The organism is Brevundimonas sp. (assembly GCF_044239655.1).
GTDB lineage: Bacteria > Pseudomonadota > Alphaproteobacteria > Caulobacterales > Caulobacteraceae > Brevundimonas.
Genome location: NZ_JBIIAY010000097.1, coordinates 1 through 12,216, shown reverse-complemented (window position 1 = coordinate 12,216; position 12,216 = coordinate 1). Strand labels below are relative to the sequence as shown.

Sequence of the window (12,216 nt, the reverse complement as noted above, 5' to 3'; positions counted from 1 at the left end):
CCAGGTCATCAGTGAAGACCTGGGCATCAAGCTCGAGAACGTCACCCTCGACATGCTCGGCAAGGCCAAGAAGGTCACCATCACCAAGGACGACACCACCATCGTGGACGGCGTCGGCGGCAAGGACGAGATCGAGGCCCGCATCGGCCAGATCAAGAAGCAGATCGAGGACACCACCTCGGACTACGACAAGGAAAAGCTGCAGGAACGTCTGGCCAAGCTGGCCGGCGGCGTCGCCGTCATCCGCGTCGGCGGCTCGACCGAAGTCGAAGTCAAGGAAAAGAAGGACCGCGTCGACGACGCCCTGAACGCCACGCGTGCCGCGGTTGAAGAAGGCATCGTCCCCGGCGGCGGCATCGCCCTGCTGAAGGCGACCAAGGCGCTTGAAGGCCTGACCGGCGACAACGCCGACCAGACCGCCGGCATCGCCATCATCCGTCGCGCCATCCAGGCCCCGATCCGCCAGATCGTGGAAAACGCCGGCGTCGAAGGCTCGATCGTGGTCGGCAAGGTGCTTGAAAACGCCTCGCCCACCTTCGGCTTCAACGCCCAGACCGAAGAGTACGGCGACCTGGTCGCCATGGGCGTGATCGACCCGGCCAAGGTGGTCCGCACCGCCCTGACCGACGCGGCCTCGGTGGCCTCGATCCTGATCACGACCGAAGCGGCCGTGGCCGACGCCCCCAAGAAGGGCGGCGGCGGCGCCCCCGACATGGGCGGCGGCATGGGTGGCATGGGCGGCATGGACTTCTAGTCCACGTCACTCAGACGCCAGAAACAGGGAGGGCGGGTCCGGCGACGGGCCCGCCCTTTTCTTTGATCAGTTGCTGCACAAGGCAGTTTTTGGAACGCCGGCTTTCCGGCTGTGACCGCCTGTGTGACGGCGCGTTCGCGCTCTTCCAGAACATCTACCTTCCAAGGCCCCGGCCGCCTGCAAGCACTCTTGAACTGAGCCAACGTACGACCCGCTCGATGTCAGGCTGTCGTCAGGTTCTGCGACCAGTCTCCCTTCAAACGGAGGTTTCAATGACCAGCACGGCTCCCCAGGCGATCAGAACCATCAAGACCTGGGACTGGGGCACCCGCCTGTTCCATTGGCTCCTCGTAGCCGCCATCGCGGTCGCCTTCCTGTCTTCGGAGGAGGGCAGCGCCCTGTCGCCCTGGCATGTGCCGGCGGGCTGGGTGGCGGCGATCCTGATCGCCTTCCGGCTGGTCTGGGGTTTCGTGGGCGGCGAGCATGCCCGCTTCGTCAACCTGATCCGCCCCTCACGAATGGCGGGTCATGTGAGAGGACTGTTCGCTGGAAGGGTTCATGCCTCGCTGGGCCACAATCCGCTGGGCGGGATCGCGGTGATTGTGCTTCTGGCCCTCGTCGCCGCGACGACCTTCACCGGCATCACGGGCGGAGAAGATGGGCATGAGGCCATCGCCTACATGCTTCTGGCGACGATCGCCCTGCACGTCGTCGCCGTCGTGGCGATGTCGTTCCTGACCCGGGACAATCTGATCGGTGCCATGATCACCGGCCGCAAGAAGACGACGCATTTCCCCAATGCCCAGGACGCCGCTCCGCCGGCGCGCGTGGCCATTCCCCTTGCCGTCCTGGTCGTCGCGGGCTCCGCCTATGCAGCGACCCGTGTCGATCCGCTGGCCTTCACACCGGGCACACACGGGGAAGCCGGCGAAGGGGGTGAGGGCGGCGAAGGTGACGAGGCCGGGGAACGGGACGAGGACTGAATCGGCTTGGGCATTGCCAGCCTAGATGACCGTTCCGAACAGGTGGCCGATGCCGGCCGTCAGCCCCATCGCGAAAGCCCCCCAGAAGGTGACGCGCAGCACTGCCTTGACGATGCCGGCCCCGCCGACCCTGGCACCGATGCCGCCCAGCAGGGCCAGTCCGATGAGGGCCGAGCCCGACACCAGGGCGACAAGCAGCGATCCAGGGGCCACGACCACCACCGCCAGCGGCAGGACAGCGCCCACCGAGAAGGTCGCAGCCGAGGTGAGTGCCGCCTGGATCGGGCGCGCGGCTGTATGCTCCGAGAGACCGAGTTCGTCACGCGCGTGCGCCCCCAGCGCATCATGGACCATAAGCTGGCGCGCGACTTCCAGCGAGACCTGCGGATCGACGCCCCGGCTGCGATAGATCGCGGCCAGCTCGCGGGTCTCCGCTTCCGGATCGGCGTCAAGCTCGGCGCGCTCACGCGCCATATCGGCGGCCTCGGTGTCAGCCTGTGAACTGACCGAGACATATTCGCCCGCCGCCATGGACATGGCGCCGGCGACCAGGCCTGCGACGCCGGCGATCAGGATGCCTGTCTTGTCCGTCTGCGCAGCCGCCACACCGACAATCAGACTGGCGGTAGACACCAGTCCATCATTGGCTCCCAGCACCGCAGCGCGCAGCCATCCGATCCGGGAGACCAGATGGCGTTCGGGATGGCGCTCAAGTCGGCTCATGATCGGTTTTCGGTCGACGGGGTGAACAAAAGAATCAGTTCGGACTGGTCCGGCCGGGTCTCGATCCGTCCACCATGCGCCACCATGATCCGCGAGACGATGGCCAATCCCAGACCGGCACCGCTTCCGCTGGCGTGATCCCCTCGGCGATAGCGCTGGCAGAGTTCAGCGAGGCGCTCCGGCGTCAGTCCACCCCCGCCATCGATCACCGAAAGCCTTGCACCGGATCCAGCCGTCACTGTCACCGTCCCTCCCGGTGGCGTCACCCGAAGCCCGTTCTCGACGAGGTTCCGAAGCGCGGCGGCGATGGCTTCACGTCTGCCTTCAATCAGGACTCCGCCGTCCAGCTCGAGCGCCAAAGACTTGTTCTGCGCGACCGCGAGGGGGGCATACTGCGAGACGATTTCCGTGGCGACGTCCGCCAGATCGACCGAAGTCGCCGTCGCCGGTGCCGCTGCCTGGGCATCCAGTTGAGCCAGCACCAGAAGCTGATCGACCAGCCGCGACATCGCCGAGACATCCCGTTTCAGCCTATGTGCCTCGGGCGAATCCAGCCGTTCCAGCTCAAGCCCCAGAACTGCAAGAGGCGTTCTCAACTCATGCGCAACGTCGGCGGCGAATGCTTCCTGACGGGTCGCGGCCTCATCGAGACGCGCCAGCAATCCATTCACGGCGTCAGCGAAGCCGGTCGCCTCGATGGGAAAGTCTTGCAGATCGACCCGGAAACCCTTGTCTGCGGCCTGGGCGGCCTCGATCCGCGCACCGGCGAGGCTCAGCGGCCGAAGGGATGAGCGGATGACCCAGAGCGCGGCCAGGGTCATGGGTATGATCAGCACCAGCAACGGCACCACGACATGGTCGGCGACCTCGTTCGCGATCCCCGCGAACTGGATCTCGTCCCGCCTCGCCCGGGAGGACAGGCCGTATTCGACGCCGACGAACAGAAGCAGGATGAAGCCACCGATGACGCTCATCAGGGCGAACCCCAGCATCAGGCGCTGGAAGATGGAGGGCGTATGGGTCACGCGACGGCATCCCGCATCAGATAGCCAAGGCCTCGAACCGTGTGCAGCATTCCCGTGCAGCCTGCATCGTCGAGCTTGCGGCGCAGTCTGGAGACCGCCACCTCGACAGCGTTTGGCGTGACCGGCTCGTTGAACGCATAGAGAGACTCTTCCAGTGCCCCCCGGGTCACGACGGAACCCGCACGGCGCATCAGCGCCTCAAGGAGATCGCCTTCCCGGCGTGACAGTTCGATCGGCAGATCACCGTGCACCGCCTGGCGCGACGCGACGTCGAACGCGAGTGGTCCCACACGAAGCACCGGAGTCATCCGCTGACCGGGCCGACGCAGGATTGCCCGGCACCGCGCCGACAGCTCCGAAGCCTCGAACGGCTTGACCAGATAGTCGTCTGCGCCGGCATCCAGCCCGGTGACACGATCGTCGAGCCCTCCCCGTGCGGTCAGCACCAGGATGGGCGTCAGGTCCGTCGCGCTTCTGAGCGTCCGGACCCAGTCGAGTCCGTCGCCATCCGGCAGTCCGAGGTCCAGAAGAATCAGATCGTAGGTCGCACTAGCGACGGCCTCGGCCGCCCCCTCGATGTCCTGGCGCCAGTCGACGACGAAGCCGTCCTGGACGAGCCCTTCGCTCAGGAGCTCGCCCAGCCGGATCGTGTCTTCAACGAGGAGGAGACGCATGATCGACATCCGTTCCGCTGGCGGAACGTTTCCAGCCGGTCACCATCGACATGACCAGATTTTCGCGGTGACGCCAGCTTTCCACGAGGGCCGCAAGCACATGCAGGATCGCGAGGGCCATGATGGTGTTGGCGGCCGTCTCGTGCGTGGCTTCCAGCCATGGCGCGCCCCAGAAGGCGTCCAGACCCATCATCCATCCGGTCACGCCGCAGAAAAGCGACAGCAGGATCAGCGCGATCATCATGAGGCCGCCCGCCGGGTTGTGGCCGATGTAGCGCGGCTCACGCCGCTGGATCATGGCCTTGAGATATCCGATGAGGCGACGCGGCCCAGCCACGAAATCGGCGAACCGGGCGTGGCGCGGGCCGATGAATCCCCACACCAGCCGGATGGTGATGGCTGCGACGATGACATAGCCGACATAGCGGTGAACCGACTTCAGTTCGCGAAACACGGTCAGATTGGCGACGATGCCCAGAACGAGGGTCCAGTGAAACAGGCGCACGACCGGATCCCAGACCTTGGTTCGCTTTGGCATCAATGCAGGGGATGGGACGACTGTCCCATCCCCCAGAACCACGGTTGCCTTGGTCACAGGACTCAGTCCTCGTTGTTCTGGACGACCGCACCGGTCACCGGGTTGAAATACACCTCGGCGCGACGGCCGTTGGCGGCGCGGGCATAGATTTCGTAGCAGCTGCCGCTGACCTGAAAGACGCGGATGTTGGTGTAGCCCAGTCGTGCGATACGCTCACGCATCTGGGCTTCGGTCAGCCATTGGGCGCGGGGCGCGGTGGTGCAGACCGGGCCGGCAGAGGCCGAGGTCGCAAAGCCGGTCATGGCCATGCCGACGGTTGCGGCCAGCGACAGGGCGATGGCCGAAGGGATCAGGAATTTCTTCATGGGGTGCCTCAAGACGATGATTGTGTCGCCGGGCACCATCGCCCGGTGATGCCAACCTGATGTCCAAAGCTGACGGCGACCTGACGGTTCGGCCGAAACCGCGACGAGCGCGAATGCCCGATACTGTGCTGTCGTCAGGCTCCGGTCAGGCTTCGCGCCCAGACGGCACCGGCGCATCGGGCGCACCCCAGACACCGGAGCCTTCCCATGACCCTCAAGAGCCTTCTGACCACAGCCGTCGCCGCCATCGCCCTGTCGGCCGGGGCGGCATCCGCCCAGGACCTGAATCCGCAGACGCGGGCCAATCTGGAGGCCGCCATGCACGGCGAGGCCTTCGCCAACCTGAAATATCTTCGCTACGCCGAGGTCGCACGAGAGGGCGGCAACGTCGAACTGGCCCAGCTGTTCGAGAGCTCGGCTAACGTGGAGGCCAACGAGCATTTCGCGCGCGAGGCCGACGCCCTGAAGCTGGACGGCACCAACGACGCCAATCTGGTGGATGCAATGGCGGGCGAGCAGTACGAGAACTTGACCATGTATATCGGCTTTGCGGACCAGGCCGAAGCCGTGGGCGACACCCGCGCCGCCGCGATGTTCCGCCAGATCGCGTCCGACGAGGGCGATCATTACGAGCGTTATCGCGCGGCCGCCGAACTCCTCCGTCAGTCTCGCTAGGCTATTCTCCGTCGCTCCCTTCGCCAGAGGCCGACGAGGGGAGCGAAGGCCTGGGCGTCGCCGCCTCGGTGGCCTCGATCCTGATCACCACCGAAGCGGCCGTGGCCGACGCCCCCAAGAAGGGCGGCGGCATGGGCGGCATGGACTTCTAGTCCACGTCACTCAGACGCCAGAAAAAAGGGAGGGCGGGTCCGGCGACGGGCTCGCCCTTTCTGCTGCGTGAGTTCTGGAGCAACATCCAAGGAAAAGGCCGCCGCCCTGTCGGGCGGCGGCCTTGAACGTTTCGACCCGCAGGAGTCGCTAGATTCGGGTGCCGCGACCGCGCATGCCGTTCATGACGAGCGAGACCACGAACAGGATCACGGCGATGATGGCCACGAACTTGGCGATCTCGAAGGACATGCCGGCGATGCCGCCGAAGCCCAGAACTGCCGCAATCAGTGCGACGACGAAGAAGATGATGGCCCAGCGAAGCATGGTAGCCTCCAAGTAATCGGTGAATGAAAGAGGTGACGAACATTTGGCGCCGCCGTCTTTTGGCACCGCGACGATTCAACGCAGCGCCTCACTCACCGTTCCATGGCCGCCGTTATTAACGGCGGCGCTTGCGGCCGTAGCCCCGGCTCTCCATCCGCTTTTCGGTGATCATGCTGGCGGCGATGGCGGCCAGGGCCGGGTTGCGCAGGAGCAGGAACAGGGCCCCCAGACCACCGACGGCACCCAGGATCGGGCGTTCGCGGATCATGTGAACGGCCTTCTGGACGAAGGTTTCGGGCTCTTCCTCCTCCTCGGCATGGCCGAAGCCGTCGCCCTTGAGGAAGACCAGGGCGATCACGAGGGCGACCACGGCGAATACCCCGAAGGTGATGGCCGCCGCGCCCAGGGCCGGAAGCACCAGATCCAGCGCGAAGAACAGCGTGGCCCCCAGCGCCACGATAGCCACGAACAGGCTGGCGCCGGCCGCGAGACCGGCGACGACCTTGGAGACTACGCCCTTGAGCATCAGCGGCGACGACCGGCGAGCAGCAGGCCCAGCACGACGCCGACGCCCAGCGCGATGGCGGTCGACTGCACGGGGCGTTCCTGGACCCGTTCGGTGATGTAGCGCTGGGCTTCGTCGAACCGCTCGGAGGCGTCGTCATAATATTCACGGCCGCGCACGCGGGCCTGGTCGTAATAGCCACGAGCCTGTTCGCGGACCTCCTCGGCGCGGGCGCGCAGGACGGCTTCGCTCTCGGTGGCCTTTTCGGTCAGGCGGGCCTTGGCCTCGGCGGCCTTTTCCTTGAGGCGCGCAGTTTCCTCGCGGGCGCCGGTCTTCAGATCGTCCTTCAGGGTCTTGAGGTCGTTCTTGATGTCTTCTCGAGCCTTGGTGGTGGCCATGGTGCGCGCTCCGGAGGGTTTCAGCTTGACCGTAAATAGAGGTCCTCGCCCCGTAACGCCACTCCCCGTAGGGGGTTCCGCTTCGCGGAAGGCGCTAACGGTCGCGACGCGGTCGCTCCCTGCTTGAGCGCCGGACGGAATTCTTCGCAACGCACACGTTCGCGCTCAAGCAGCGAGGCGCCGCGCGCCGAGCGGTAGCGCCCTTGCGCGCCAGCGCACAAGGTTACGTCAGTAAGGTCTTGGGAACTTCCGGGTCAGCCTCCCTTAAACTTTATGGGGCAGGGTAGGCTTGTGCTGCTGAACCCTTCCTCTTCGTCCGTCGCCCGGCTGGCTCTCGCCGTGGTGACCGAGCCCGAGCGCGCGACGCCGGCGCCCGTGGGCGCGCGCGAGGAGGCGATGCGACTGCTGCTGTCGACGGGGGCGGACGCCGGCGTCGGCATAGTCGCCACCCGGCCCGAGGCCGACACCGAACGCCTGCTGGGCCAGGCCTGGCCCTTCCCCTCCCCTTTCCGCGTCACCGTGCGCACCGTGCCCCTGTCCGAGGGGATCGACCGGGTCGAGGCCCGCGCCCGGCGCTCGCTGGAACGTTTGGGCCTGCCGCGCGGCGACGCCGTCCTGGTGTCCAGCGCCCATGACCTGGCCGGTGCCGACGGTCGCGCCCTGTGGGACCGGCTGAGGGCGCTGAAGGATCGCGGCCTGTTCAAACGGATCGGCTTCTGCGCCACCATGGAGGACGGCCCGACCCTGCTGGCGCGGCGTTTCCAGCCCGACATCGTCCAGATGCCCTGCAACCTGCTGGACCAGCGGCCGGTGTCCGAAGGGGTCATTTCCGACCTGGCCGGCATGGGCGTCGACGTCCATATCTCGTCGATCTTCGCGCGGGGGCTGCTGTTCGCCGCGCGCGAGCACCTGCCCGATCATCTGGCGGAACACGGCGCGGCCCTGTCGCGGACGCGGCGTCGCCTGGCCGAGGCGCGGGTCGATCCGATGCAGGCGGCCCTGGCCTTTGCGCTGGGCCTGCCGCCGGTCAGCGCCGCCATCGCCTCGGTGGCCTCCGCCGCCGAACTGCGCGCCATCCTGGCCGCCGCCCACGCCCCCCGGCCCGACCTGGACTGGGAAGCCCTGGCCCTGACCGAGCCGGCCGCCTGTTCGCTGAGCCGGTCGGTGCGCGTACCCGCCAGCCGGGCGGCCTAACTCTCCTCCCCGTGCGAAGCATAGGAAGGTGGCGCGGCCCACCTTTGGGCCGTGACGGAGGGGCGACTCGGTCTGACCTGCAGACTTAGAAAGCCCCCACCTTCGATAGCGTGTCGCCCCCTCCGTCACGGCGCCAAGCGCCACCGCGACACCTCCCCATCGCTGTGCGACGGGGAGGAGAGTCAGTCCACCGCGACGACCTCGACCGACTGACCCGCTACGACGGCTTCGTCGCCGACGCGTTTGCCGGTGAGGGCGCGGGCGAGGGGGGAGACGTGGCTGACGGAGCCGGTGGCCGGGTCGGCCTCGTCCTCGCCGACGATGGCCCAGGTCTGGGTGCGGCCGTCCTCGCGTTCGATGGTCACCGAGCCGCCGAAGCGGACCGTGCCGTCGGCCGTGGTCTCGACCAGCTGGGCATTGGCGCGGCGGGCGGACCAGTAGCGCAGATCCCGCGTCGCGCGGGCCATGGCGGTGCGGTCGGCCTCGATCGAGCCGTGGGCCTGAGCACCGCTGTAGGCCGCGCGCGCGGAGGCCAGTTCGCGCTCGATCGCCGCCAGACCCGCGGGCGTGACGAGGTTGGCGTGAGGGGAAATCGGACGGTCGGGAAGATCGGCGGCCGTGGCCTCCAGGTCTTCCTCGCGGGTGAAGGCGACGCTCATGGGTTCTCTATAGCGCTTGAGCCCTGCAAGTTCCCAGCGGATCGGCTAGGAGGGCCCATGTCCGACATTCCCACCGCCTCCACCCCATCCGTCACCGTCATCGGGGCGGGCCCTGCCGGGCTGATGGCCGCCGAGGTTCTGGCCCGGGCCGGGGTCGTGGTGACCGTGCATGAGCGGATGCCGTCGCCGGCGAGGAAGCTGTTGCTGGCCGGGCGCGGGGGGCTGAACCTGACCCATACGGAGGAACAGGCGGCATTTCTGGGCCGATACGGCGAGCGGGCGGGCGTGGTGTCGGACTGGCTCGACGCCTTTTCACCGGACGACCTGACGACCTGGGCCGAGGGGCTGGGCCAGCCGACCTTCGTGGGGTCGAGCGGCCGGGTGTTTCCGCGCGCGATGAAGGCCTCACCCCTGGTCCGGGCCTGGCTGGCGCGGCTCGGCGGACTGGGGGTCACCCTCAAGACCCGGTCGCGCTGGACGGGATGGTCCGGGGACGGCGTGACGTTCGACACGGCCGAAGGCCCGGTGGTCGAGCGGCCGGACGCGGTGGTTCTGGCGCTGGGCGGCGCGAGCTGGCCCCGGCTGGGGTCGGACGGGGCCTGGGTCGGTGATCTGGAAGCGGCCGGGGCCGAGGTGTCGCCGCTGCGGCCCGCCAACGCCGGGTTCGACGTGGCCTGGTCGCCGATCCTGATCGAGCGGGCGGCGGGTCAGCCGTTGAAGGCGGTCTCTCTCAGCATCGCGGACCAGACGGTGCGGGGCGAGGTGATGCTGACGCGGTATGGGCTGGAGGGGGGCGCGATCTATGCCTTGTCGGGGCCGCTGCGCGAGGCGATCGCGCGCGACGGGTCGGCGGTGCTGACGATCGACCTGAGGCCCGACCTGACGGTCGAGGCCCTGGCCGCGCGGCTGGACGACGCGCGGTCCAAGGACAGCATGACCAACCTGTTGCGCAAGGCCGGCGGCCTGTCGCCCGCCGCCATCGCCGTGCTGCGGGAAATCCCCGGGGCGATCCCGACCGGGTCCGACAAGCTGGCCCGCCGGATCAAGGCCGTGCGCCTGACCCTGACCGGAATGCAGGGGCTAGACCGGGCCATCTCCACCGCCGGTGGGGTTTGGTTCGAAAGTCTGGATGAACGGCTGATGCTGGCTACGCGGCCGGGGGTCTTCGTCGCCGGAGAGATGCTGGACTGGGAGGCCCCGACCGGGGGCTATCTGTTGCAGGCCTCGCTGGCGTCGGGGGTCGTGGCGGCGAATGGGGCGCTGGACTGGCTGATATCGCAGCCGCGCTGACGGGACTTTGCGAGTCGCTCTCGCTTGCCCCGACGGCACCGACGCCGCTAAAGCCCCGACCTGTCATCGGGGAGTAGCCGCCCGCAGTTCTCAGCGGGGCCCGCGTCAACATACTTCCTCTCCCCGGAGAGGATGGCGCGGGAAGGAGACGTCGATCGCTCGATCGAGGTCGTCACGGCAAGACCGCTGGTTTTCGCAAGGGTGCTTCACGCGGGGCCTCGGTTGCGAACGCCTTGGTCTGTCCGCCGACGCCCCGCGCAATGACGTGCCCGAATGGAAGCCTTCCTTGTTTCGACCGGTCTGGTCGCCATCGCCGAGATCGGTGACAAGACCATGCTGCTGGCTATTGCGCTCGCCGCCACCTGGCGACGGCCCGTGCCGATCATCGCCGGAATCCTGATCGCCACCCTGGCCAACCACGCCCTGGCCGCCCTGGCCGGGACCCTGTTCGCGCATTTTCTGAGCGGGCCGTGGATGAGGTGGGTCGTCGGGATCGCCTTCCTCGGGTTCGCCGCCTGGGCCCTGATTCCCGACAAACTCGACGACGACGAGGGCGGGATGAAACCCCAGAAGACGGCGCTGGCCGTGTTCTGGGCCACCACGGTCGCCTTCTTCCTGGTCGAGATGGGCGACAAGACCCAGATCGCCACCGCCGCCCTGGCTGCCCGGTTCGAGACCCTGCCGCTGGTGGTCGCCGGATCGACCCTGGGGATGATGCTGGTCAACGGCCCCGCCGTCTTCATGGGCGAGGCGGCGGCCAAGCGGTTGCCGCTGAAACACATCCGTATGGCGGCGGCAGCGGGGTTCGCCCTGACCGGGCTGTGGGTGCTGATCGCCCCCTAGCCTCAGAGAGGGTGACGGCTTCTCAGGTGACGCGGGCGGTCTGTCGCGATAGGACACCCCCGTTCGACAGCACGGATTGCCGCCCATGACCGCCGCCTACCCTACTCTCGACGATCATCTGGCCGGACAGGATGTGCCCGAGGCCCTGAAGGTCGTGGTCGCCGCCATCGCCGCCGAGTGCGTGGCCATCGCGGGCGTTGTGCGGCTGGGCGGTCTGGCCGGGGCGCTGGGGCTGGCGGGCACGGCCAACGTCCAGGACGAGGAGCAGAAGAAGCTCGACGTCATGACCAACGACATGCTGACCGACCGGCTGAAGGCCTGTCAGCCCGTCGCCGCCGTGGGGTCCGAGGAGATGGACCTGATCGAACCGACCGGCCGCAGCGGCGGATACCTGGTCACCTTCGATCCGCTGGACGGGTCGTCCAACATCGACATCAATGCGCCGGTGGGGACGATCTTCTCCATCCTGCCCGCGCCCGAGGGCCGCGCGCCCGTCGAGGCCGACTTCCTGATCGGGGGGCGGAAACAGGTCGGGGCCGGGTATGCGGTCTATGGGGCACAGACCATGCTGGTGCTGACCCTGTCGGGCGGCGTGACGGGCTTTACGCTGGACGCGCAGGGGCGCTGGCACCTGACCCATCCCGACATCGTCGTGCCCGCCGATACCAAGGAGTTCGCCATCAACATGTCGAACCGCCGCCACTGGGCCCCGGACGTGCGCGCCTATATCGACGACTGCCTGGCCGGCAAGACCGGGCCCCGGGGCAAGGATTTCAACATGCGCTGGGTCGCGGCCATGGTCGCCGACGTTCACCGCATCCTGATGCGCGGCGGGGTCTTCCTCTATCCGTGGGACCAGCGCGAGCCCGACCGGCCCGGCAAGCTGCGCCTGCTGTACGAAGGCGCGCCCATGGCCCTGCTGATCGAACGCGCGGGGGGCAAGGCCACCACCGACGGGGTGACCCCGATCCTCGACGTCATCCCGCAGAAGCTGCACGAGCGCTGCGCCGTCGCCCTGGGATCCGCCAACGAGATCGACGCCTATGCCGGTACCCCGGCGGGGGAATGACCTGAGGTTGGTTTGACGTCGCGGCTCAGCGGCCGGGGCGTTGG

At 67.8% G+C, this 12,216-nt stretch carries 16 protein-coding genes, 1 pseudogene and 1 riboswitch; of the genes and pseudogenes, 8 read left to right on the top strand and 9 right to left on the bottom strand.

The genetic code is table 11. The annotated features are described in order from the left end of the window. The coding region (locus ACILQR_RS12455; protein ID WP_395651723.1) for a TCP-1/cpn60 chaperonin family protein at window positions 1–754 on the top strand (754 nt) is incomplete at its 5' end. A 272-nt stretch (window positions 755–1,026) separates the two neighbouring features. Beyond that, complete coding sequence (locus ACILQR_RS12450; protein WP_395651722.1) at window positions 1,027–1,737, top strand: cytochrome b/b6 domain-containing protein; 711 nt, start codon at window positions 1,027–1,029, stop codon at window positions 1,735–1,737. 21 nt (window positions 1,738–1,758) lie between these two features. On the opposite strand, the gene ACILQR_RS12445 is transcribed toward ACILQR_RS12450, so the two are convergent. Genes ACILQR_RS12445 through ACILQR_RS12425 form a run of 5 tightly spaced genes read right to left on the bottom strand, consistent with a single transcriptional unit; the run spans window position 1,759 to window position 5,062 of the window. Then, a complete protein-coding gene (locus ACILQR_RS12445; RefSeq protein ID WP_395651721.1) occupies window positions 1,759–2,460 on the bottom strand; it encodes a VIT family protein in 702 nt (233 codons plus the stop codon). Next, window positions 2,457–3,485 (bottom strand): sensor histidine kinase, encoded by a 1,029-nt coding sequence (locus tag ACILQR_RS12440; RefSeq protein WP_395651720.1) that lies wholly within the window; start codon window positions 3,483–3,485, stop codon window positions 2,457–2,459. The genes ACILQR_RS12445 and ACILQR_RS12440 overlap by 4 nt, the downstream gene beginning before the upstream one ends. Further along, window positions 3,482–4,159, bottom strand: coding sequence for a response regulator transcription factor (locus ACILQR_RS12435; RefSeq protein ID WP_395651719.1), 678 nt, complete (start codon window positions 4,157–4,159; stop codon window positions 3,482–3,484). Before ACILQR_RS12435 ends, ACILQR_RS12440 begins: the two co-directional genes overlap by 4 nt. Beyond that, the gene (locus tag ACILQR_RS12430; RefSeq protein WP_395651724.1) at window positions 4,140–4,739 is read right to left on the bottom strand and encodes a cytochrome b/b6 domain-containing protein; all 600 of its coding nucleotides are present in this window, start codon (window positions 4,737–4,739) and stop codon (window positions 4,140–4,142) included. The genes ACILQR_RS12435 and ACILQR_RS12430 overlap by 20 nt, the downstream gene beginning before the upstream one ends. Window positions 4,740–4,759: 20 nt before the next feature. Beyond that, window positions 4,760–5,062, bottom strand: coding sequence for a PepSY domain-containing protein (locus ACILQR_RS12425; RefSeq protein WP_395651718.1), 303 nt, complete (start codon window positions 5,060–5,062; stop codon window positions 4,760–4,762). A 207-nt stretch (window positions 5,063–5,269) separates the two neighbouring features. On the opposite strand from ACILQR_RS12425, the gene ACILQR_RS12420 reads away from it, so the two are divergent. Both ACILQR_RS12420 and ACILQR_RS12415 read left to right on the top strand, forming a co-directional pair. Beyond that, window positions 5,270–5,737: a ferritin family protein gene (locus ACILQR_RS12420; protein ID WP_395651717.1), complete on the top strand. Its 468-nt coding sequence runs from the start codon at window positions 5,270–5,272 to the stop codon at window positions 5,735–5,737. A 59-nt stretch (window positions 5,738–5,796) separates the two neighbouring features. Beyond that, window positions 5,797–5,889, top strand: a pseudogene (locus ACILQR_RS12415) (hypothetical protein); the annotation flags it as partial. A 148-nt stretch (window positions 5,890–6,037) separates the two neighbouring features. Here the strand turns inward: ACILQR_RS12415 and ACILQR_RS12410 are convergent. From ACILQR_RS12410 to ACILQR_RS12400, 3 genes are all read right to left on the bottom strand, one after another. Next, window positions 6,038–6,214: a DUF1328 domain-containing protein gene (locus tag ACILQR_RS12410; RefSeq protein ID WP_395651716.1), complete on the bottom strand. Its 177-nt coding sequence runs from the start codon at window positions 6,212–6,214 to the stop codon at window positions 6,038–6,040. 115 nt (window positions 6,215–6,329) lie between these two features. Continuing rightward, window positions 6,330–6,740, bottom strand: coding sequence for a hypothetical protein (locus tag ACILQR_RS12405; protein WP_395651715.1), 411 nt, complete (start codon window positions 6,738–6,740; stop codon window positions 6,330–6,332). Then, window positions 6,740–7,117 carry a DUF883 domain-containing protein gene (locus ACILQR_RS12400; protein ID WP_395651714.1) on the bottom strand — a complete coding sequence of 126 codons (378 nt, stop codon included), beginning with the start codon at window positions 7,115–7,117 and terminating at the stop codon, window positions 6,740–6,742. The genes ACILQR_RS12405 and ACILQR_RS12400 overlap by 1 nt, the downstream gene beginning before the upstream one ends. A 291-nt stretch (window positions 7,118–7,408) precedes the next feature. Here ACILQR_RS12400 and ACILQR_RS12395 point away from each other — a divergent pair, with 291 nt between their 5' ends. Further along, window positions 7,409–8,311, top strand: a complete 903-nt coding sequence (locus ACILQR_RS12395; RefSeq protein WP_395651713.1) for an aldo/keto reductase — start codon at window positions 7,409–7,411, stop codon at window positions 8,309–8,311. A gap of 182 nt (window positions 8,312–8,493) precedes the next feature. Here the strand turns inward: ACILQR_RS12395 and greA are convergent, their stop codons facing one another. After that, on the bottom strand, window positions 8,494–8,970 hold the full coding sequence (gene greA / locus ACILQR_RS12390) for a transcription elongation factor GreA (protein WP_395651712.1): 477 nt from the start codon (window positions 8,968–8,970) through the stop codon (window positions 8,494–8,496). 57 nt (window positions 8,971–9,027) lie between these two features. Here greA and ACILQR_RS12385 point away from each other — a divergent pair, with 57 nt between their 5' ends. The 3 genes from ACILQR_RS12385 to ACILQR_RS12375 all read left to right on the top strand — a co-directional run bounded on the left by ACILQR_RS12385 (window position 9,028) and on the right by ACILQR_RS12375 (window position 12,172). After that, window positions 9,028–10,260: an NAD(P)/FAD-dependent oxidoreductase gene (locus ACILQR_RS12385; protein WP_395651711.1), complete on the top strand. Its 1,233-nt coding sequence runs from the start codon at window positions 9,028–9,030 to the stop codon at window positions 10,258–10,260. A gap of 56 nt (window positions 10,261–10,316) precedes the next feature. Then, window positions 10,317–10,514, top strand: a riboswitch (yybP-ykoY riboswitch). 19 nt (window positions 10,515–10,533) lie between these two features. Further along, window positions 10,534–11,103 (top strand): TMEM165/GDT1 family protein, encoded by a 570-nt coding sequence (locus tag ACILQR_RS12380; protein ID WP_395651710.1) that lies wholly within the window; start codon window positions 10,534–10,536, stop codon window positions 11,101–11,103. An 85-nt stretch (window positions 11,104–11,188) separates the two neighbouring features. Then, window positions 11,189–12,172, top strand: a complete 984-nt coding sequence (locus ACILQR_RS12375) for a class 1 fructose-bisphosphatase (protein ID WP_395651709.1) — start codon at window positions 11,189–11,191, stop codon at window positions 12,170–12,172. Window positions 12,173–12,216 lie beyond the last annotated feature (44 nt).

Coding starts and splice junctions, on each gene's coding strand:
- ACILQR_RS12450 (WP_395651722.1), top strand. CDS start 1,027: ATGACCAGCACGGCTCCCCAGGCGATCAGAACCATCAAGACCTGGGAC.
- ACILQR_RS12445 (WP_395651721.1), bottom strand. CDS start 2,460: ATGAGCCGACTTGAGCGCCATCCCGAACGCCATCTGGTCTCCCGGATC.
- ACILQR_RS12435 (WP_395651719.1), bottom strand. CDS start 4,159: ATGCGTCTCCTCCTCGTTGAAGACACGATCCGGCTGGGCGAGCTCCTG.
- ACILQR_RS12425 (WP_395651718.1), bottom strand. CDS start 5,062: ATGAAGAAATTCCTGATCCCTTCGGCCATCGCCCTGTCGCTGGCCGCA.
- ACILQR_RS12420 (WP_395651717.1), top strand. CDS start 5,270: ATGACCCTCAAGAGCCTTCTGACCACAGCCGTCGCCGCCATCGCCCTG.
- ACILQR_RS12410 (WP_395651716.1), bottom strand. CDS start 6,214: ATGCTTCGCTGGGCCATCATCTTCTTCGTCGTCGCACTGATTGCGGCA.
- ACILQR_RS12405 (WP_395651715.1), bottom strand. CDS start 6,740: ATGCTCAAGGGCGTAGTCTCCAAGGTCGTCGCCGGTCTCGCGGCCGGC.
- ACILQR_RS12400 (WP_395651714.1), bottom strand. CDS start 7,117: ATGGCCACCACCAAGGCTCGAGAAGACATCAAGAACGACCTCAAGACC.
- greA (WP_395651712.1), bottom strand. CDS start 8,970: ATGAGCGTCGCCTTCACCCGCGAGGAAGACCTGGAGGCCACGGCCGCC.
- ACILQR_RS12385 (WP_395651711.1), top strand. CDS start 9,028: ATGTCCGACATTCCCACCGCCTCCACCCCATCCGTCACCGTCATCGGG.
- ACILQR_RS12380 (WP_395651710.1), top strand. CDS start 10,534: ATGGAAGCCTTCCTTGTTTCGACCGGTCTGGTCGCCATCGCCGAGATC.
- ACILQR_RS12375 (WP_395651709.1), top strand. CDS start 11,189: ATGACCGCCGCCTACCCTACTCTCGACGATCATCTGGCCGGACAGGAT.